General features: G+C 64.9%; 12 protein-coding genes and 2 pseudogenes. 1 reads left to right on the forward strand and 13 read right to left on the reverse strand.

The window, feature by feature from the left end; translation table 11 throughout:
* Positions 1-178 precede the first annotated feature (178 nt).
* The 4 genes from AC0V7N_RS12860 to AC0V7N_RS12875 all read right to left on the reverse strand — a co-directional run bounded on the left by AC0V7N_RS12860 (position 179) and on the right by AC0V7N_RS12875 (position 8,959).
* The gene (locus AC0V7N_RS12860; protein WP_475457974.1) at positions 179-3,463 is read right to left on the reverse strand and encodes an efflux RND transporter permease subunit; all 3,285 of its coding nucleotides are present in this window, start codon (positions 3,461-3,463) and stop codon (positions 179-181) included.
* The gene (locus tag AC0V7N_RS12865) at positions 3,460-6,576 is read right to left on the reverse strand and encodes an MdtB/MuxB family multidrug efflux RND transporter permease subunit (RefSeq protein ID WP_475457977.1); all 3,117 of its coding nucleotides are present in this window, start codon (positions 6,574-6,576) and stop codon (positions 3,460-3,462) included. Before AC0V7N_RS12865 ends, AC0V7N_RS12860 begins: the two co-directional genes overlap by 4 nt.
* A complete protein-coding gene (locus AC0V7N_RS12870) occupies positions 6,573-7,961 on the reverse strand; it encodes an efflux RND transporter periplasmic adaptor subunit (protein WP_475457979.1) in 1,389 nt (462 codons plus the stop codon). The genes AC0V7N_RS12865 and AC0V7N_RS12870 overlap by 4 nt, the downstream gene beginning before the upstream one ends.
* A gap of 239 nt (positions 7,962-8,200) precedes the next feature.
* Positions 8,201-8,959, reverse strand: a complete 759-nt coding sequence (locus AC0V7N_RS12875) for an SDR family NAD(P)-dependent oxidoreductase (protein WP_475457981.1) — start codon at positions 8,957-8,959, stop codon at positions 8,201-8,203.
* Between the two features lie 108 nt (positions 8,960-9,067).
* Here AC0V7N_RS12875 and AC0V7N_RS12880 point away from each other — a divergent pair, with 108 nt between their 5' ends.
* Positions 9,068-9,223: a hypothetical protein gene (locus AC0V7N_RS12880; protein ID WP_475457983.1), complete on the forward strand. Its 156-nt coding sequence runs from the start codon at positions 9,068-9,070 to the stop codon at positions 9,221-9,223.
* 13 nt (positions 9,224-9,236) lie between these two features.
* Here AC0V7N_RS12880 and AC0V7N_RS12885 read toward each other — a convergent pair whose 3' ends face one another.
* The 9 genes and pseudogenes from AC0V7N_RS12885 to AC0V7N_RS12925 all read right to left on the reverse strand — a co-directional run bounded on the left by AC0V7N_RS12885 (position 9,237) and on the right by AC0V7N_RS12925 (position 20,836).
* A complete protein-coding gene (locus AC0V7N_RS12885; protein ID WP_475457985.1) occupies positions 9,237-12,068 on the reverse strand; it encodes a nitrate reductase in 2,832 nt (943 codons plus the stop codon).
* Positions 12,069-12,070: 2 nt separating this feature from the next.
* Positions 12,071-12,400, reverse strand: a complete 330-nt coding sequence (gene nirD / locus AC0V7N_RS12890; RefSeq protein ID WP_475457988.1) for a nitrite reductase small subunit NirD — start codon at positions 12,398-12,400, stop codon at positions 12,071-12,073.
* Positions 12,401-12,611: 211 nt separating this feature from the next.
* Positions 12,612-15,061 (reverse strand): annotated as a pseudogene (gene nirB, locus AC0V7N_RS12895) (nitrite reductase large subunit NirB).
* Between the two features lie 4 nt (positions 15,062-15,065).
* Positions 15,066-15,863 carry an ABC transporter ATP-binding protein gene (locus AC0V7N_RS12900; protein WP_475457994.1) on the reverse strand — a complete coding sequence of 266 codons (798 nt, stop codon included), beginning with the start codon at positions 15,861-15,863 and terminating at the stop codon, positions 15,066-15,068.
* A 10-nt stretch (positions 15,864-15,873) separates the two neighbouring features.
* On the reverse strand, positions 15,874-16,764 hold the full coding sequence (gene ntrB, locus AC0V7N_RS12905; RefSeq protein ID WP_475457997.1) for a nitrate ABC transporter permease: 891 nt from the start codon (positions 16,762-16,764) through the stop codon (positions 15,874-15,876).
* 95 nt (positions 16,765-16,859) lie between these two features.
* Complete coding sequence (locus tag AC0V7N_RS12910; protein WP_496627874.1) at positions 16,860-18,188, reverse strand: ABC transporter substrate-binding protein; 1,329 nt, start codon at positions 18,186-18,188, stop codon at positions 16,860-16,862.
* Between the two features lie 322 nt (positions 18,189-18,510).
* Positions 18,511-19,748, reverse strand: a pseudogene (locus AC0V7N_RS12915) (CmpA/NrtA family ABC transporter substrate-binding protein).
* A gap of 2 nt (positions 19,749-19,750) precedes the next feature.
* Positions 19,751-20,353, reverse strand: a complete 603-nt coding sequence (locus AC0V7N_RS12920; RefSeq protein ID WP_475457999.1) for an ANTAR domain-containing response regulator — start codon at positions 20,351-20,353, stop codon at positions 19,751-19,753.
* Between the two features lie 153 nt (positions 20,354-20,506).
* Entirely contained in the window at positions 20,507-20,836 is a 330-nt protein-coding gene (locus AC0V7N_RS12925) for a hypothetical protein (protein WP_475458002.1), read from the reverse strand.
* Positions 20,837-20,953 lie beyond the last annotated feature (117 nt).

Genomic DNA, 20,953 nt, shown 5'->3' on the forward strand with positions numbered 1-20,953 from the left:
TGGGTAACGCTTTCCGATCGCGGGCCAATCTGCTCCCGTCGCGTCGCGATGATCCTCTCATCGCCGGCGGTTCGTGGCCCGCACAATCCATATAGGAGCGTTCCAGTCCGTTAGACGGCAAGGAACGCAAAGTCGACAGTTTGTGATCGGCGGAGAGAGCCGCCATCCCATTCCCGCCTCACTCTCCGGGTTGAAGACCTGGCTGCCAGTGGTACCGTGCCCGCGAGCGCAATTGCCGGCACCAACGACCGAAGCGGTCGACATAGATGTAGATGACCGGCGTGGTGTAGAGGGTCAGGATCTGGCTCAGGATCAGGCCGCCGACGATGGCGATGCCGAGCGGCTGGCGCAGTTCCGCGCCTTCGCCAAGGCCGATCGCCAACGGCACGGCGCCGAACAGGGCCGCCATGGTCGTCATCATGATCGGGCGGAAGCGCAGCAGGCATGCCTGGTAGATGGCGTCATGCGCCGGCTTGCCTTCGTTGCGCTCCGCGGCCAGCGCGAAGTCGATCATCATGATGGCGTTCTTCTTGACGATGCCGATCAACAGGATGATGCCGATCAGTGCCATGATCGAGAACTCGATGTTGAACAGGGTCAGCGCCAGCAAGGCGCCGACGCCGGCCGATGGCAAGGTCGACAGAATGGTTAGCGGGTGCGCGTAGCTTTCGTAGAGAATGCCGAGCACGACATAGACGGCGATCAGCGCGGCAAGGATCAGCAGCGGTTGGTCGGACAGCGAGTCCTGGAAGACGCGCGCCGTGCCCTGGAAACTGCCATGGATGGTGGCCGGCATGCCGATGCGGTCGGCGGCCGCGTTGATGGCCGCGACGCCTTCGCTGAGCGCGACGCCCGGCGCCAGATTGAACGACAGCGTGGTGGCGACGAACAGACCCTGGTGGTTGACCGACAGCGGCGTGCTGCCGAGGCCATAGTGCGCAACAGCCGACAGCGGCACCATGGTCTCGGCTCCGGTGCTGACCGCCGAACCGGTCGAGGCCGCCGTCCTGCCGGTGCTGGTGATGGAATTGTTGGCCTGATTGCGTGCTGCGTCGGCGGCGACCGATTGGGCGCTGGTGGACTTGCCTGATACAGCAAACGTGCCGGCCACCGCATTGCTCGACTGCGATCCACCCACCGATCCGCCCGATGTGCTGACATAGACTTTTTTCAACGCATCGGGGTTTTGCCAGTATTGCGGCGCCACCTCCATGATGACGTGGTACTGGTTGCGTTGGACATAGATGGTGGACACCTGGCGCTGGCCGAAGGCGTCGTCAAGCGTGTTGTCGATCTCGCTGGCTGATATGCCGAGACGCGTTGCGGTGTCGCGATCGATGGTGACGTCGGCTTCCAGGCCCTTGTTCTGCTGATCAGAGTTGACGTCGGTGAGCTTGGGTTCCGTTTGCAGCGCGGCCGCGAGCTTCGGCGCCCACTCCGCCAGTTCGTCGAAACTGTCACCTTGCAAAGTGTACTGGTACTGCGCGTTCGACTGCCGCCCGCCGACGCGGATGTCCTGCACCGACTGCAGGAAGAGCGTGGCGCCCGGCACCACAGCCAGTTTGGGCCGCAGCCTGGCGATGACCTGGTCGGCGGAGATCTTGCGCTCGGCCAGCGGCTTCAGCGACACGAACATGGAACCGGAATTGGTCTGGCCGCCGCCGGTGAAGGCGACAGCGGCATCGACGGCTGGATCCTTGCTGACGATGCCGGCGAACTGGGTGAGCTTCTGCGACATCGACTGGAAGGAGGTTGCCTGGTCGGCCTGGATCGAGCCCGTCAGCCGTCCCGTGTCCTGCTGCGGGAAGAAGCCTTTTGGGATGGTGACATAGAGGTAGCCATTGAGGCAGAGCGTTGCCGCCAGCACCGCCATGATCAGCAGCGGATTGTCGAGCGCCCAGGATAGCGATCGGCGGTAGCCACTCAGCATGCTCTCGAAGATACGCTCGCTGAAGCGGTAGAGCCGGCCATGGTCACGCTGTCCCTCGGGGCGAAGCAGGATCGAGCACATCATCGGCGTGGTGGTCAGCGAGATGACGAGCGAGACCAGGATCGCCGCCGACAGCGTGATGGCGAATTCGCGGAACAGCCGTCCGACGATGCCGCCCATCAGCAGGATCGGGATGAAAACGGCGATCAGCGACAGGCTCATCGACAGCACGGTGAAGCCGACCTCCTGGGAGCCCTTGATCGCCGCCTCCATGCGGCCCATGCCGGAAGCGGTGTGGCGGGCGATGTTTTCGAGCACGACGATGGCGTCGTCGACGACGAAGCCGGTGGCTACCGTCATCGCCATCAGCGACAGATTGTCGATGCTGAAGCCCATCAGGTACATGGCGCCCAGCGTGCCGACCAGGGATACGGGCACGGCCACGATCGGCACCAGCGCCGAGCGCACGTCGCGCAGGAAGGCGAAGACGACGAGGATCACTAGGCCGATAGCGATCATCAGCGTTTGCGCGACTTCGCTCAGCGAGGCGCGGATGGTGGTCGAACGGTCGACCGCCAGCGACAGATCGATGGCCGGCGAGATCGAGGCGCGCAGCGTCGGCAGCAGCGCCTTCACCCGGTCGACCGTCGCGATGATGTTGGCGTTGGGCGAGCGGTTGAGGATGATCAGCACGCCCGGCTTGCCATTGGCGAGACCGGCATTGCGGATGTTCTCGACGGAATCATTGACCTGGCCGACATCGGAAAGCCTGACCGGCGCGCCGTCGCGGTAGGCGACGATCAGCGAGCGATAGGCATCTGCCTGGTTGGCCTGGTCGTTGGCGTAGATCTGGTAGCGCTGGTCGCCGACGTCGATGGCGCCCTTGGGGCTGTGGGCATTGGCCGAGGCAAGGGCTGCGCGCACATCCTCCAGCCCGATGCCGTAATCATAGAGCACCTGCGGGTTGAGCTCGACGCGCACCGCTGGCAGCGAGCTACCGCCGACCGACACCTCGCCGATGCCGTCGACCTGCGAGAGTTTCTGCGCCAGCACGGTGCTGGCGGCGTCGAAGAGCTGGCCCTTGGACAGCGTGTCCGATGTCATCGACAGGATGAGGATCGGGGCGTCGGCGGGATTGACCTTGCGATAGGTGGGATTGGAGCGCAGGCTCGACGGCAGGTCGGCGCGGGCGGCGTTGATCGCCGCCTGGACGTCACGCGCGGCGCCGTCAATGTCGCGGTCCAGCCCGAACTGCAAGGTGATGCGCGCGCTGCCGACACTGCTCGACGAGGTCATTTCGTTGACGTCGGCGATCTCGCCGAGATGTCGCTCGAGCGGGCTGGCGACGGTGTTTGCAACCACTTGGGGGCTGGCACCAGGAAGCGAGGCCGATACCGAGATGACAGGGTAGTCGACCGCCGGCAGCGGCGCCACCGGCAATTGCGGAAACGCCACCAGCCCGGCCGCCAGCAGGCCGAAAGTCAGCAGCGTCGTCGCCACCGGCCGCCGGATGAAAGGAACCGACAGGTTCATGGCCTGGCGTCCGCGCCATGTCCGCGGGGAGGATTGGGTTCGATGCCTCGGAAGCGGGCGGCGAGGCGGTCGAACCAGAGATAGATCACCGGCGTGGTGAACAGCGTCAGCAACTGGCTAAGCAACAGGCCGCCAACGATGGAGACGCCCAAGGGATGGCGCAGTTCCGAGCCGACGCCGGTGCCGAGCATCAGCGGCAAGGCACCCAGCATCGCTGCCAGTGTCGTCATAAGGATCGGTCGGAAGCGCAGCAGGCAGGCCTGGTAGATCGCCTCGCGCGGCGCTTTGCCTTCATTGCGCTGCGCGTCGAGCGCGAAGTCGATCATCATGATGGCGTTCTTCTTGACCACGCCGATCAACAGGATGATGCCGATGATCGAGATGATGGTCAGGTCCTGGCCGGCGATCATCAGCGCCAGCAGCGCGCCGATGCCGGCCGAAGGCAGCGTCGACAGGATGGTGATTGGGTGGATGAAGCTCTCATAGAGCACGCCGAGCACGATGTAGACGGTCACCACCGCCGCCAGGATCAGGAACAGCGTGTTGTCGAGCGACGCCTGGAAGGCGCGCGCCGCGCCCTGGAAACTGGTGAGGATGCTGAGCGGCATGCCGATGTCGGTTTGGGCCTGCTGGATCGCCGTAACCGCCTCGCCGAGCGACGCGCCGGGCGCCAGGTTGAATGAGACGGTGGTGGCGGGGAATTGCCCCATATGGGTGATCTGCAGCGGCGTGGTGGCGACATGAGTGGTTGCCACCACAGACAGCGGCACCGGCGCGCCGCCTGTCGACGAGGGCAGGTAGACGGAAGAGAGGGCCTTGAGCGAATCCTGTTCGGACGGGGCTGCCTCGAGAATGACGCGGGACTGGCTTGACGTGGTGTAGATGGTCGAGACCATGCGCTGGCCGAAAGCATCGTAGAGCGCGTTGTCTACCGTCGCCGGCGTGATGCCAAAGCGCGCGGCCTGGTCGCGGTCGATGTCGACAAAGACGGCAAGGCCGCTGTTCGACAGGTCGCTGGCCACATCGGCGAGCTGCGGCAGTGTGTTCAGCCTGGCAAGAAGCTTCGGCGTCCATTCTCCCAGTTCGTCGGCATTGGCGTCCTGGAGCACGAATTGATACTGGGTGCGGCTGACCTGGCCGTCGATGGTCAAGTCCTGAACCGGCTGCATGTAGAGCGTTACGCCCGCCACCGACGCGGCTTCCTGCTTCAGGCGCGCGATGACCGCGGTGATATCAGCGCTGCGCTCTTCATGCGGCTTGAGGTTGATCAGGATGCGGCCGACATTCATCGTCGTGTTGGTGCCGTCGACGCCGATGAAGGACGACAGGCTGTCGACATCGGGGTCTTTGAGGATGATGGCGGCCAGCTGCTGCTGGCGATCGGCCATCGCGGCATAGGAGATCGACTGCGGCGCTTCGGTGATGGCCTGGATGACGCCGGTGTCCTGCACGGGGAAAAACCCCTTGGGGATGACCACGTAGAGGGCCGCCGTCAGCACCAGGGTCGCCGCCGCCACCACGAGCATCAGCGTCTGCCGGTCGAGCACCCAGGTCAGCGCCCGACCGTAGCCGCGGATCACCCAGTCGAAGAAGTCGCGGCTGGCCCGCTGCAGGGCGTTCTCGCGCACCGCCGCCACCGGTTTGAGCAGCTTGGCGCAGGCCATGGGCACCAGCGTCAGCGACACCACGGCCGAGATCAGGATGGTGGTGGCCAGCGTGATGGAGAATTCGCGGAACAGCCGGCCGACGACATCGCCCATGAACAGAAGCGGGATCAGCACCGCGATCAGCGAAACGGTCAGCGAGATGATGGTGAAGCCGATCTGCTGCGAGCCTTTCAGCGCCGCTTCTAGCGGTGTCGAGCCCTCCTCGACATAGCGGGCGACGTTCTCGATGACGACGATGGCGTCATCGACGACGAAGCCGGTGGCGATGGTCAGGGCCATCAGCGACAGATTGTCGAGGCTGAAGCCGAACAGGTACATGACACCAAGCGTGCCGACCAGCGACAGGGGAACCGACAGGCTCGGAATGAGCGTCGCACGCGCGCTGCGCAGGAAGACGAAAATGACCAGCACGACGAGGATGATCGACAGCGTCAGCTCGTATTCGACGTCACGCACCGAGGCGCGGATGGTCGTGGTACGGTCGGTCAGCACCTTGACGTCGACGGCGTTGGGCAGCGAGGCCTGGAGCTGCGGCAGCAGCGCCTTGATGCGGTCGACCACGTCGATGACGTTGGCGCCGGGCTGGCGCTGGATGTTGAGGATGATCGCCGGCGTGCTGTTCATCCAGGCGGCCAGCCGGTTGTTCTCGGTGGCGTCGACCACATCGGCCACATCGCTCAGCCGCACCGGCGCGCCGTCCTTGTAGGCGACGATCAGCGAGCGGTATTCGTCGGCGCTCTTCAGCTGGTCGTTGGCATTGATGGTGTAGGCGCGCGACGGTCCGTCGAAATTGCCCTTCGGCGTGTTGACGTTGGCGCTGCCCAAAGTGGTGCGCAGATCGTCGAGATTGAGGCCGTAGGCGGCGAGCTTGCGCGGATCGGCCTGGACGCGCACGGCGGGGCGCTGGCCGCCGCTGAGGCGGACCAGGCCGACGCCCGGCAGCTGCGATATCTTCTGCGCCAGCCTGGTGTCGGCAAGCTGCTGCACGTCGCGCAGCGGCATCGTCGCCGAGGTCAGGCCAAGCGTCAGCACAGGCGCGTCGGCCGGGTTGACCTTGGCGTAGATCGGCGGTGCCGGCAGGTCGGCTGGCAGCAGATTGCCGGCGGCGTTGATGGCGGCCTGCACCTCCTGCTCGGCGACGTCGAGCGAGATCGCCAGGCTGAACTGCAGCGTGATGACCGAGGAACCGGCCGAACTCACCGAGTTCATCTGGTTGAGGTTGGCGATCTGGCCGAGCTGGACCTCCAGCGGTGCCGTGACCGAGGACGTCATCACGTCAGGGCTGGCGCCGGGATAGAAGGTCTGCACCTGGATGGTGGGATAGTCGACCTCGGGCAGGGCCGAGACCGGCAAATAGCGATAGGCCAGCAGGCCGGACAGCATGATGGCGACCATGAACAGCGATGTCGCCACCGGCCGCAGGATGAAGGCGCGCGACGGGCTCATTGCTGCTGCCCGGACTCCGACTGCCCCGAGTCCGCCTGCCCCGAGTCCGAATGTCGATGCTTGTGGCCCTTGTGCTTGCCTGCGTTGTCCGGATTCGGCGCATCCGTCACCGGCTGGTCGGGTGCCTGCGTTTGAGTTGGCGGCGCTGTCCCTGCCGGCGCGGGCGTTGATGCCTGCGAGGGTGGTTGTGCCGGAGCCGGGGCCGGCGCCTGGCCGTCCTGCTGAAGGTTGATATGGGCGCCGTCGCGGAGCTTGTCGGCGCCGTCGACGACGACGCGGTCGCCGGGATTCAGGCCGGCGAGGATCTCGACGCGTTCGCCATTGGTGACGCCGAGCGTGACCTTGCGCACGGCGACGGTGCTGTCGGGATTGACCAGATAGACGAAGGTGCCGGGCAGGCCGCGCTGGATCGCCGCGATCGGGGCGATCGCCACGTCCTTGTGCTCGTCGACGAGAAGCCCGACGTTGACGAACTGGTTCGGATAGAGGACGCGCGCTTCATTGGCGAAGCCCGCCCGCAGCTTGATGGTGCCTGTGCTCGGATCGATCTGGCTGTCGAAGGTCTCGAGCTGGCCGTCGGCGAGCTTCTTGGCTCCGGCGCGGTCGAAGGCAGTGGTGGGCAGCGTGGCGTCCTGCTGCATGCGTTGCGCGATCGCGGGCAGTTCATCCTCGGGCACGGTGAACAGCACACTGATCGGCTGGACTTGAGTGATGATGACGATGCCGTTGGCATCGCCTGGGGTGACATAGTTGCCCTCATCGACCTGGCGCAGGCCGGCCCGTCCATCGACGGGAGAGAGGATGCGGCAATAGTCGAGATTGAGGGTGGCGGTCTGTATCATCGCCTGGTCGACCTGGACGGAGCCCTGGTCCTGCGCGACAAGGGCGACCTGCGCGTCGAGGGTCTGCGGTGTCGCCGTCCCCTGGGCCACCAGCTTCTGGTCGCGGACGAGGTCGAGCCCAGCATCCTTCAGCATGGCCTGGTCGCGCACCAGCTGGCCCTGGGCCTGGGCGAGTGCCGCCTGGAAGGGGCGGGGGTCGATCTCAGCCAGCAGGTCGCCCTTCTTGACGTCCTGGCCTTCCTTGAAATTGACCTGGATGAGCGGGCCGGTGACCTGCGACTTGACGGTGACGGTGGAGAGCGACGTCACCGTGCCGAGTGCGTTGAGCGTGACGTCTATGGTGCCCTTTTCGACGGTGGCGGCGCCGATCGTCGTCGGCGCGCCGCGTCTGCCGCCGGGTTGCCTGGCCTCGACATGCGGGCGTTGATAGAGATAGGCGCCGGTGGCGGCGACAATGGCAATGAAGATCAGCCACGGGATCCAGCCACGCGAACGGCGTGGCGCGACGGTCGTCTGCAGGGGCATTTCCAATTGCTGATCCATGGCGGCATCTCTCACCCCCATCGACCAATATGACCGAAACGACCCCAAGTCGAATTAACAGTTGGACAGGTTTGGCGCAGCCCTGCTGGCCGCTCAATCGCCCCGGATTGCTGCTTTGCTGGCCAGCCGCGACCTAGAGCGGCTCATCGTTTCACAGAAACGCCGAGCCGCTCTATATCCTTGTTTTGACGCAATTCCGGACGGAAAACCGTCTCACACTTTTCCTGGAATTGCTCTAGCTACATGCGCATCAACAGGCCGCCATCGACGGCAAGCTCGATGCCGGTGATGTAGCTCGCGGCGTCGGAGAGCAGGAAGAGCGCCGCATTGGCCATGTCCTGCGGCGTGCCGATGCGGCCGAGCGGCGCGTAGCTGGCCACGGCCGAACGCTTTTCCTCGGTGTCCCAGCGCGCCTGCAGCGGGGTTAGCGCCATGCCGGGACAGATGGCGTTGGAGCGGATGCGCTCGCCAGCAAGCTGCATGGCCAGCGATTTGGACAGCGCGCACACACCGGCCTTCGAGGCCTGGTAGGCGTCCTGCGGGTTGGCGTCGCCGCGATACCACTGGATGGTCGAGAAATGCACCATGGCACCGCCGCGTCCGCCCGAGCGCATGTGCGGAACGACGGAGCGTGCGGTGTGGACGAAGGATTTCAGATTGATGTTGAAGACCTGGTCCCAGACGTCGAGGTCCATTTCGAGCGCCGACTTGTCACGGCCGAACCACAGCACGCCGGCGACATTGGCGAGATAGTCGATGCCGCCGCGTTCGCGACCGGCCGTGCCGATCACCTGTTCGACGAAGGCGGCGTCGGTCAAATCGCCCTGGGCGAAGGTGAGCCTGTCGTCATAAGCGGCCAGCGATGCCGGGCGGGTCTTGACGTCGATGGCGGTGACGGAAGCGCCGGCATCGAGCAGTGCCAGCGTGATCGCCTCGCCCATGCCGCCGCCCGCGCCGGCCACGACCGCGTGCCTGCCGGTGAAATCATAAACGATCATCTCAACCCCTCATGTGCTGCCACCAATGCGCGATGTCGGGACAATCATGACGCGCTTCCAGCCGCCGGGCAAGGAAAGCGCCTGCGGCGCACATCAGCATGTCAGCCTGTGGCGTTCGCGGCATCCGATTTCTGCGCCGAGGCGTTTGGTGAAGCCTTCCGCGACAATTACGCCGAAAGCCGTCGGGCCGAGCAGGCAGCGTTCGATGCCTGGCAGGCGTCGCACATCACCGACTTCGAATGGCAGCGCTATTTCGTCAGCTAAGGAAGGGCGCTGTTCACTCGGCCGCCTGAACGCGGCTGGCCTGGATGATGGCGCGGATCTCGGATCGGCAGGAGCCGCAATTGGTGCCGGCCTTCAGCGCGCCGCCGATGGCTTCGACGGTGGTGCAGCCGGCTGTCACGGCCGCGATGATCTGGTTGGCCCCGATGCTGAAACAGGAACAGACGGTCGCGCCGGCATCGGGCCGTTCGGCACCGGCGCGGCCGGCGACGATCCGGAAGCGTTCGCGCTGGCTGGCGTGGACCTCTTCGAGTTGTCCAGCCGCCCAGCCACGCGACACCGCGACCGGGCCGGGCGCAACGAACAAGGCGCCGACAAGGCGCTCGCCGTCGAAGGCGGCAATGCGATGCTGGCCGGCATCGCGGTCATGATAGGCGAGCATTTCGGCCGAGGAGGCATCGAAGAGCGAACCGGCGAAGGCTGTCCAGTCGGCAGCGTCGTCGGCAAAGGCAAGCTCGACCCGCCAGCCGCCCTTGCAGCGGGCTGATGCCCAATAATCGGCGGTGATCGCTTCGGGACGTTGCCGCGTCACGGCAAAACCAAAGACCTTGGCGGCAAATTTCTCGATGCGGGCCGCGACATGCTTCAGCGCCGGCTGGCCTGAGACTGGATCGATGAGCGGTGCGGTCAGTGCGTCGAGCCGGCCTTTTGCCGCGAACTGATCGGTCCAATGCATCGGCGCGAAGACGCTGCCCCGGCGCTGGCGGGGCGTGATCAGGGCACGGACCAGCACGTCACCGCGCGGGCTGGAGATACGCACGATGTCGGCGTCACCGATGCCGTGATGCTGCGCGTCCACGGGATGGATTTCGACAAAGGGCTCGGCGATGTGCTGGGACAGACGCGGGCTTTTGCCGGTCCGCGTCATGGTGTGCCAGTGGTCGCGGATCCGGCCGGTGTTGAGGATGAGCGGGAAATCGGGGGTGGTGCGGCTTTCCGTGGTGGCGCGGATGGCGATGAAGCGGGCCTTGCGGTCGGGGGTGTAGAAATTGCCGTTGGCGAAGAAGCGGGTGGTGGGGGGGCGAGCTTGAACACCCCCCTCTGTCCTGCCGGACATCTCCCCCGCAAGGGGGGAGATCAGCAGCTTCGACGCCGGCTCCCCACTTTCAACGTTGGGGGTTGGCGAAGGCCGAGACAACAGCCGATCTCCCTCCTTGCGGGGGAGATGGCCGGCAGGCCAGAGGGGGGTGGCTGGGTTCGGCGCTGGCCATTGGAAAGACTCAAGGCCTGCGTAGGTCTCATCATCGACACTGGCATACGCACCAATATCGAAATCACGCGCGCCATCATTCTCGAACCCCGACAGCGCAGCATGCTCGCCAAAAATCGCCGCCGGCGTCTCATGCGCAAACGCCTCGCCGAACCCCATCCGCCGCGCCACCTCCGCGATGATCCACCAGTCCGGCCTCGCCTCGCCGGGTGCCGCCAAAAACGACCGCTGGCGCGAGACGCGGCGCTCCGAATTGGTGACGGTGCCGTCCTTCTCGCCCCAGGCGGCGGCGGGCAGCCGGACATGGGCATGGCGGATCGTGTCGGTGCTGGCCAGCACGTCCGAGACCACGACGAACGGACAGGCCTTGATCGCCGCTTCGACGGCGTCGGCGTCCGGCATCGAATCGACCGGGTTGGTGGCCATGATCCACAGCGCCTTGATGCGCCCGTCGGCGACGCCTTGAAACATCTCGACCGCTTTCAGGCCAGGCTTTTCGGCAACGGCCGGCACGTTCCAGAAGCGCCGCACGCGGTCGCGATGTTCGGGGTTTTCGATCTCCATATGGGCGGCCAGCATGTTGGCCATGCCGCCAACCTCGCGGCCGCCCATGGCGTTGGGCTGGCCGGTCACCGAGAACGGGCCGGCTCCCGGTTTGCCGATGCGGCCGGTGGCGAGATGGCAGTTGATGATGGCATTGACCTTGTCGGTGCCGGATGACGACTGGTTCACGCCCTGGCTGTAGACGGTCACCGTCTTCGCGGTGGCGGCAAACAGGCTGTAGAAGCGGCCAAGCTCGTCTTCGCTCAGCCCAGTGGCCGCGGCGACGCCGGCAAGGTCGAGCGCCGAGGCGGCGAAAAGGGCTTGGCCGAAGCCGGTCGTGTGCGCGGTGATGTAGGAGCGGTCGAGCGCGTTGTGCTGGCCGAGCCAGGCGAGCAGGCCGGTGAACAAAGCGACGTCGCCATCCGGCGCGATCGCCAGATGCATGTCGGCGACGTCCGATGTCATGGTGCGGCGCGGGTCGATGAGCACGATCTTCATCTCCGGCCGCTTTTCCCGGGCGGCGGCGATGCGCTGGTAGAGCACGGGATGGCACCAGGCGAGGTTGGAGCCGACCAGCACGATAAGATCGGCGAGTTCCATATCCTCGTAGGTTCCCGGCACCGTGTCGGAGCCGAAAGCGCGGCGGTGGCCGGCGACGGACGAGGCCATGCAGAGGCGCGAATTGGTGTCGATGTTGGCCGAGCCGATGAAGCCTTTCATCAGCTTGTTGGCGAGGTAATAATCCTCGGTCAGCAACTGGCCCGAGACATAGAAAGCGACGGCATCCGGCCCATGCTCGGCGATGGTTTGCGAGAAGGTCGATGCGACGAGATCGAGCGCTTCGTCCCAGCCGGCGCGGCGGCCGTGGATATCGGGATAGAGCAGCCTGCCGTCGAGATCGATGGTCTCGGCCAGTGCCGAGCCCTTGGAGCAGAGCCGGCCGAAATTGGCGGGATGATCGGGGTCGCCGCGGACGGACACTTGCCCGTCCGCGGCGACCTTCGCCAGCACGCCGCAGCCCACCCCACAATAGGGGCAGGTGGTCCTCACCTCGCGTGCTGCGTCAATCTCCATGGTCAGGCGGCGCGGCTGGCCAGCGCTTCCAGCGCCAGGAACAGGCGCTCGCCCTCGATCTTGACCGGGATGGTGCGCACCACGCCCTCGTCGGCGCCGAGCGCCTTGCCTGTCTCCAGCGAGATCACCCAATTGTGCAGGGGACAGGTCACCGCCGTGCCGTGGACGATGCCCTGGCTGAGCGGCCCGCCCTTGTGCGGGCAGTGGTCGTCGATGGCATAGACCTGATCGTCCTGGGTGCGGAAGACAGCGACCTTGCCTTGCGGCGTGGCGACGCAGCGCGCGCCACGGCGAGGGATGTCGGAGAGGGTGCCGATGGCGATCCAGTTCATTGAGCTGCCTTTGCTTGATAGGAATGCGCCAAGGCACCCCCCTCTGTCCTGCCGGACATCTCCCCCTCAAGGGGGGAGATTGGCAGCTTTGATTTTGCTGCCCATCTTGCAACGTTGGAGATTGGCGAAACCTTTGATGACGGCTGATCTCCCCCCTTGAGGGGGAGATGGCCGGCAGGCCAGAGGGGGGTGCCTCGCGCAAACGTCTCCATCACTCCGCCGCCTCGGCAAACCCGACCGAAGCCATTGGCCGGAATTCGTGCTTGTCCTTGCCGGACACGCGTTCCGACCATGGGTCGACCTGGGCGAATTTCTGGCTGAAGACGAAGCGCTCGTAGTAGGCCTTGCGCTTGCTCGTATCGTCCATGATCTGGCGCTTGATCTCGGGGATGCCGATGCGCTTGGCCCATTTGTAGATGCGTTCGAGATAGCGGCCCTGCTCGCGGTACATCTGCGTCAGCGCCACGATGTGCTCCAGCGCCTCGTCCTCGGTCCTGACCATGCCGAGCACTTCGGTGCCCTTGATGTCGAGGCCCGCTGCCCCGGCAAAGTGGATCTCGTAGCCACTGTCGACGCAGATGACGCCGACATCCTTGCAGGTCGCCTCGGCGCAGTTGCGCGGACAGCCGGACACCGCCATCTTGACCTTGGCCGGGTCCAGGAACCCCACATGAATTTCTCGATGCGGATGCCCAGCCCCGTCGAATCCTGCGTGCCGAAGCGGCACCAGTCCGAACCGACGCAGGTCTTCACCGTGCGCAGGCCCTTGGCGTAGGCATGGCCGGAGACGAAGCCGGCCTGGCCGAGATCGGCCCACACCGCCGGCAGATCCTCCTTGCGGATGCCCAGCATGTCGATGCGCTGGCCGCCGGTGACCTTGACCATCGGGATATCGAACTTGTCGACGACATCGGCGATGGCGCGCAGTTCGGCGGCGTTGGTCACGCCGCCCCACATGCGCGGCACCACCGAATAGGTGCCGTCCTTCTGGATGTTGGCATGCACCCGCTCGTTGATGAAGCGCGACTGGTAGTCGTCGGCGTAGTCGTCCGGCCAGTCGCAGACGAGATAATAGTTGAGCGCCGGCCGACATTTGGCGCAGCCGCAGGAGGTCGTCCATTCCAGCTCCTGCATGACGGCGGGAATGGTCTTCAGGCGCTTGGCGATGATCAGCCGGCGCACCTCGTCATGCCCGAGCGTCGTGCAGCCGCACATGGGCTGGACGGCGGCAGGATTGTATTTGTCGCCGATGGTCAGCACCATCAGTTTTTCGACCAGCCCGGTGCAGGAACCGCAGGAGGCTGACGCCTTGGTGTGGGCGCGCACATCGTCGAGCGAGGTCAGGCCCTTGGCCGTGATCGCGCCGGTGATCTTGCCCTTGCAGACGCCGTTGCAGCCGCAGATTTCCGCATCATCCGGCAAGGCTGCAACGGCCGCCATAGGGTCCAGCGGGGCACCCCCCTGGTAGGACTGGCCGAAGATCAACGTGTCGCGCATTTGCGAAATATCGGTCTGCTTCTTCTTCAGGTCGTTGAACCAGGCGCCGTCCGCTGTCTCGCCATAGAGCACGGTGCCGATGATGCGATCGTCCTTCAGCACCAGGCGCTTGTAGACGCCGGCCGCCGCATCGCGCAGCACGATCTCCTGGCGGTCCTCGCCCTCGGCGAAGTCGCCGAGCGAGAACAGGTCGATGCCGGTGACCTTGAGCTTGGTCGGCGTGTCCATATGGACGAAGGCGGCCGCCTCGTTGCCGGCAAGCTGGTGGGCGGCGACGCGCGCCATCTCGTAGAGCGGCGCGACCAGCCCGTAGACCATGCCGTTGACCTCGGCGCATTCGCCGAGCGCGTAGATGTCGGGATCATTGCTGCGCATGCCTGCGTCGACGACGATGCCTCTGTTAACAGCGATGCCCGCTTCCTTAGCCAGCGCCGAATTCGGCCTTATGCCGACGGCCATGACCACCAGCGTCGCCGGGATGATGGTGCCGTCGGCGAGTTCCACCTGCTCGACCTTGCCGTTGCCTGTGATCGCTTGCGTGTTGGCCTTGGTGATGACCTTGATGCCGCGTTGTTCGACCGCGCGCTGCAAGAGATAGCCGGCGGCAGGATCGAGCTGGCGCTCCATCAGCGTAGGCATGACATGCAGCACGGTGACGTCCATGCCTTGCGCGTTGAGGCCTGCAGCCGCCTCCAGTCCCAGCAGGCCGCCGCCGATGACCACGGCCTTGGCGCGCGACTGGGCAGCCAGCATCATCGCCTGGACATCGTCGAGGTCGCGATAGGTCAGCACGCCCGGCAGATTGTGGCCCGGCACCGGAATGATGAACGGCACCGAGCCGGTGGCGATGACGAGCTTGTCGTAGGGCTCGGTGACGCCGTGATCGGAGGTGACGGTCTTCGCCGCCCGGTCGATGGCAACGATCTTGTGGCCCTTGTAGAGGGTGATGTTGTTGGCGATGTACCAGCCGTCGCCGTGGATGATGATTTCCTCATAGGCCTTTTCGCCGGACAGCACCGGCGACAGCATGATGCGGTCGTAATTGACGCGCGGCTCGGCGTTGAAGATGGTGACGGCGTAGCGGCCCGGCGCCTGCTCCAGGAGGTGCTCCAGCATCCGACCGGGCGCCATGCCGTTGCCGATGATGACGAGTTTTTCGGTCATGGCGTTACTCCGCGGCTTCGACGAAGCGGTGGCGTTCGTAGAGGAACTTCAGCACCGCCTCGCGGCAGCGCAGGAAGGTGCGGTCGGAAGAGAGTTCGACGCGCCGACGCGGCCGCGCCAGCGGCACGGGAAGCACTTCGCCGATGGTCGCCGCCGGGCCGTTGGTCATCATGACGATGCGGTCAGAGAGCAGCACCGCCTCGTCGACATCGTGCGTGATCATGATCGTCGTCGAGCCGAGCCTGGAATGGATGTCCATCACCGCGTCCTGCAGATGGGCGCGCGTCAGCGCGTCGAGCGCGCCGAACGGCTCGTCGAGCAGCAGGATCTTCGGTTCCATGGCGAGCGCCCGAGCGATGCCGACGCGCTGCTTCATGCCGCCCGAAATCTCGGCCGGCCGCTTGTCCCTGGCGTGCGCCATCTGCACGAGGTCGAGATTGCGCATGATCCAGTCATGCCGCTCGGCCTTGGTCTTAGAGCGGCCGAAGACTTTCGACACCGCAAGGTTGATGTTTTCATAGACGGTCAACCATGGCAGCAGCGAGTGGTTCTGGAACACCACGGCGCGTTCCGGGCCGGGGCTGTCGACTTCCTTGTCCTCGAGCAGCACGGCACCGGCGGACACTTTGGTCAGCCCGGCGATCAGATTGAGCAAGGTCGACTTGCCGCAACCGGAATGGCCGATGATGGAGACGAATTCGCCCTTGTCGATGGTCAGCCTGATATCCCTCAGCACCTCGCTGACCTGGCCGCCCCGAGCGAAGGATTTGTCGATATGGTCGAGTTTCAGATAGGCCGTCATGGCGCTTTCCTCACTTTGCCGTTGTGCCGCGGGTGACGAAGGCGCCGACCGCCGCGACCATGCGGTCGAGGCAGAAGCCGGTGACGCCGATATAGGCGAGCGCGACGATGATGTCGGGCAGCCGCGACGAGTTCCACGCGTCCCAGATGAAAAAGCCGATGCCGACGCCGCCGGTCAGCATTTCGGCGGCAACGATGGCGAGCCAGGACAGGCCGATGCCGATGCGCAGACCGGTGAAGATGTAGGGCGCTGCGGCCGGCACCATGATCTTGACGAAGAACTCGAGCTGGTTGAGCCGCAGGATGCGGGCGACGTTGCGATAGTCCTGCGGAATGTTGCGCACGCCGACGGCGGTGTTGATGATGATCGGCCAGATCGAGGTGATGAAGATGACGAACAGCGCCGACGGGCTGGAATCGCGGAATGCCGCCAGCGATAACGGCAGCCAGGCCAGCGGCGGCACCGTGCGCAGGATCTGGAATACCGGATCGAGGCCGCGCATCGCCCAGATCGACTGGCCGACCAGCGCGCCGAGCGCGACGCCGACGATCGCCGCCAGGCCAAAGCCGATGGCGACGCGCTGCAGCGAGATCAGCACCCGCCAGGCCAGGCCGATATCCTGCGGGCCATTGTTGAAGAACGGATGCGCGATCAGGTCGTAGGCCTCGTTCCACACCTGGCTTGGTGGCGGCAGGCTCGATGTGGGCGACGAGCAGGCGACCTGCCAGACGACGAGCATCAGGGCGATGACGATGATGGGCGGCACCAGCGTGCTCGCCAGCTTGCCGGCGATCGCGAGCGGATCGAAACGGCGCCGCGCCCTGGCGGTGAACGCGATGATTTCGGCCGGCTTGGCGGGGAATGCCTTCACCTTGGTATCCTCGATAGTCTGGATCGACATGTCTGGGAAAAACTCCGTGGGGGCACTGGCGACAAGCGGCGGTGACGCCGCATGCGCTTGGGGGGACAAACGGCGCATTGCGCCGTTTGCGCCGACTACGCCGATGCCTTGATCTTCAGGCTGTCGAGATAGGCGGACGGGTTGGCCGGATCGAAGATCTTGCCGTCGAAGAAGGTCTCGACACCGCGCGAGGAAGAAGCCGGGATGTCGGCGGCAGCCACGCCGAGGTCCTTGGCGGCTTCGCGCCACAGATCCTCGCGGTTGACCTGGTCGACCAGGGTCTTGATGTCGGTGGTCGGCGCGAACTTACCCCAACGGATGTTTTCGGCGAGGAACCAACTGTCGTGGCTCTTGAAGGGGTAGGAGACGCCGCCCTTCCAGAACTTCATGTAGAGGTCGGTGCCGTTGGCGACGCGGCCATTGCCGTAGTTGATGTCGCCTTTGAGGCGGCCGATGATGTCGGCGACCGGCACATTCATCCATTGCCGCTTGCCGATGATGGCGGCCATCTCGTCCTTGTTCTCCTTGGCCTCGCACCATTGCTGGGCTTCCATGACGGCCATCAGGATCGCCTTGGTGGCGTTCGGGTATTTTTCGATGAACTCGGCACGCAGGCCGAGCGCCTTTTCCGGATGGCCCTTCCACAATTCGCCTGTCGTGGCGGCGGTGAAGCCGACGCCCTGGTGGACGAGCTGCTCGTTCCACGGCTCGCCGACGCAGAACACGTCCATGTTGCCGACCTTCATATTGGCCACCATCTGCGGCGGCGGCACGACGATGGTCGAGACGTCCTTGTCGGGATCGATGCCGCCGGCGGCCAGCCAGTAGCGCAGCCAGAGGTCGTGCGTGCCGCCCGGGAAGGTCATGGCGGCCTTGAGGTCCTTGCCGGCCGCCTTCTTGGCGGCGAAGGCATCCTTCAGCTTGGAGGCGTCGAGGCCGACACCAGTGCCGGCATATTCCTGCGCGACTGAAATGCCCTGGCAGTCGTAGTTGAGCCGCGCCACGATCGCCATCGGCATCGGCTGGTTGTTCTGCGTCACCTTGCCGGTGTGCATCAGGTAAGGCAGCGGCGTCAGTATGTGGGCGCCATCGATGCCGTTGGCCGCACCGCCGAGCATCAGATTGTCGCGCGTCGCGCCCCAGGAGGCCTGCTTCAGCACCTCGACATCGGGCATGCCGAATTTGGCGAACAGGCCTTTCTCCTTGGCGATCATCAGGGGCGCGGCATCGGTGAGCGCGATGAAGCCGAGCTTGGCGCCGGTGACTTCCGGCGCGGCGGTGGCGGCATAGGCGCCGGAGGGGAAAAGCTTGCGGGCCGCCACGAACAGGCCTGCCGTCATGGCGCTGCTGACCAGAAAATCGCGACGCGTCACATCCTTGAGGGATGTTCCCGTCCCGATCCAATTCTTCATCGTCTTCTTCATCGTCGTCTCCGGTTGAACGCGATTCCAAAACAAAAAAGCCGCCGGCCAGGTCTTCGCGCCCGAGAGACCGGGAGCGCGTTTTGACCTGAGCGGCAGCTTTGCCTGTGGCGCCCGTCATTGGACGCCTGTGACCCACGAAGGGCCTGATTATTTCAAAGCAGGAACCGTGCCAGTTTGCGGAGAAAGGAAAAACATAAATGAAATCAGCGACGCGTGCCCGTCGACGGCGTGCCGGGCACTATGGTGAACGGGCCAAAGATTGTTCATTAGAGTCGCCGTACGCACAATTTTTGTGCAATGCACAAGAATGGCGCTGAAATGATCAGGCTTCCGCGTGGGCCGATTTCTGGCGCGCGATGTAGGCGTCGATCTCGTCGGGATCGAAGATCTGACCGTCGAAGAAACCGTCCGGACCAAGCACCAGGCCGGCCCCGGTCGCGCCGACCGCGGTGGCGACCTTGAGCGCGCCCTCGACCTTCGAATTGGCGCCGGGTAGCGCCACGCCGAGTGGCTTCAGCGCCGAGCGGTAGAGGTCGGGCCGATAGCATTCGCGTGCAATGGCGAGGTTTTCAGGCGTGTGCGCGACATGCCCCCAGCGCACCATCTGCGTGTAGAACCACAGCGCATGGCTCTTCCACGGAAAGTTCGCCGCCTTGTCGAAGGGCAGGAAGAAATCGTCGATGGTCCGTTCTGCTCCTCCGCCCAGCCCTAGATGGCCGGTCAGGATCGGCATCTGCACCGCGGGCGGCAGACCGAGGAAGCCGGGCTGCGCCATCACCGCGGCCAATTCGGCGCGGTTGGCAGGATCCTGGCACCAGCGGGCCGAATGATGCAGCGCGCGCAGCAGTGCCGCCAGAGCCTCGGGATTCTCGTCCGCCCAGGCCTTGCGTACGCCGATCACCTTCTCGGGGCTGTTCTTCCACAACAGCGCCTTGACGGTGACGATATGGCCGGTGCCGGCGGCGACCGCAGCGCTGTTCCAGGGCTCGCCGACGCAGTAGCCGTCGATGCGCCCGGTGGCCAGCGCGTCGGCCATGAAGGGCGGTGGCACGATGACGATCTCGATTTCGCGGTCGGGATCGATACCGCAGGCGGCGAGCCAGTAGCGCAGTTCGTAATTGTGCCGGAATGCGGATGCACGACGGCAAAGCGCAGCGGCTCGCGGCCAGCTTGCACCCGCTCACGGATGAATGCGCCAAGTGCCACCCCGGCGCGCGCCGGATCGAGATCGGCTTCAGCGCCATGCGCCACTATCCCGGCCCAGACGGCGTTGGAGATGGTGACGCAATTGCCGCCAAGCCCAAGCGAGAACGGCACGATGGTTTCGGAAGCGAGCGGCGTCAGCCCGAGATTGCAGGCGAGCGGCATGGGTCCCAGCATATGCGCGAGATCGAAGTGGCCAATGGCGATGCGGTCGCGGATGTTGGCCCACGACGTCTCGCGGTGCAGCGTCAGGTCAATGCCTTCGCGTGCGGCAAAGCCCAACTCGCTTGCGGCGACCAGCACGGCGCTGTCGAAAAGCGGCATGAAGCCGGCAGTGATCTGGTGCTCGGCGCCCATGCTCATTCGTCCTCCGCTGGTCCGAGCAGCCCGGCGGCGGTCACCAGGCTCTGGGCGATGTCGCTGATCTTGCGGTTCTGGTTCATCGCCGTCTTGCGCAGCAGCGCGTAGGCGGCCTCTTCGGAGAGGCCGCGCGACTTCATAAGAATGCCCTTGGCGCGATCGATGACCTTGCGGCTCTCGAGCTCGCTGCGCGCCTCTTCCAACTCGCGCGCCATGCGCGAGAAGGCATTGAAGCGGCTCACCGCCATGTCGAGGATCGGCTTGACGCGCTCTTGCCTGAGCCCGTCGACGACATAGGCCGAGACGCCGGCATCGACCGCCGCCTCGATCGAGGCCTGGTCGGAGCGGTCGACGAACATGGCGATCGGGCGCTTTACGGCGCGCGACAGCTGGAACATGTTTTCGAGCATATCGCGGTTGGGATTTTCGAGATCGATGACGATAACGTCGGGTTCGATCTCGGCGATCCGCCGGGCAATGCCGGTCACGTCATGGATGACCGTGACCCGCTGATGGCCGGCCTCACGCAGGCCGGCCTCGATGATCGAGGCGCGGATGCGATTTTCGTCGATCACCAGGACGGCTAGGGAGGATCGGACCATGCCGGCATTGTGGGCAAGGCGGAGAAATTGTGCAATGCGGCATGGCCACGTCCGTTTAAAGGGCGTGGCTGTGCCGCATCATCGCTTGGCGCCATGAATCGCTTCCTGTCGGAAGCGGATCATGTCGTCTTGCTGCAAAGACAGGATGCGGGTTCAGCCGCAGACGCGGACCTGCTCGATCACCTTGTGATGGTGGCGCCAGTGCTTGATGATCTCGATGTGGCAGTTATGGTGCCGGTGGTGACGTCGATACTCGCCATTGTTGTTGTCGTCGTATTGCACGTTCTGGTCGTCGCCATACTGGTTGTCGTAATTATGCCGGTGATGGCGGCGAACGACGATCTGGCCATTGTCGGATTGGTCGTCCGGTGAATACTGGTTGTTGTCGTCGGATTGGATGATCACGCTTGCGGCTTGTGTGGGCGCAATGACTGCGGCTGTGGCGGCCAATGCCACCATGGAAGCCAAGAATAACTTCTTCATGTTTTCGTCCTCCTTAAGTTACATCAACTCGCGGAATGGCTTAGCGTTCCAATACGCTTTGGTAAGCTTTTCACGGCCGTCGTGTTTGATCCGGCCATCAGCGGCCGGGGCGACGGC

Source organism: Mesorhizobium kamtschaticum (genome assembly GCF_056174585.1).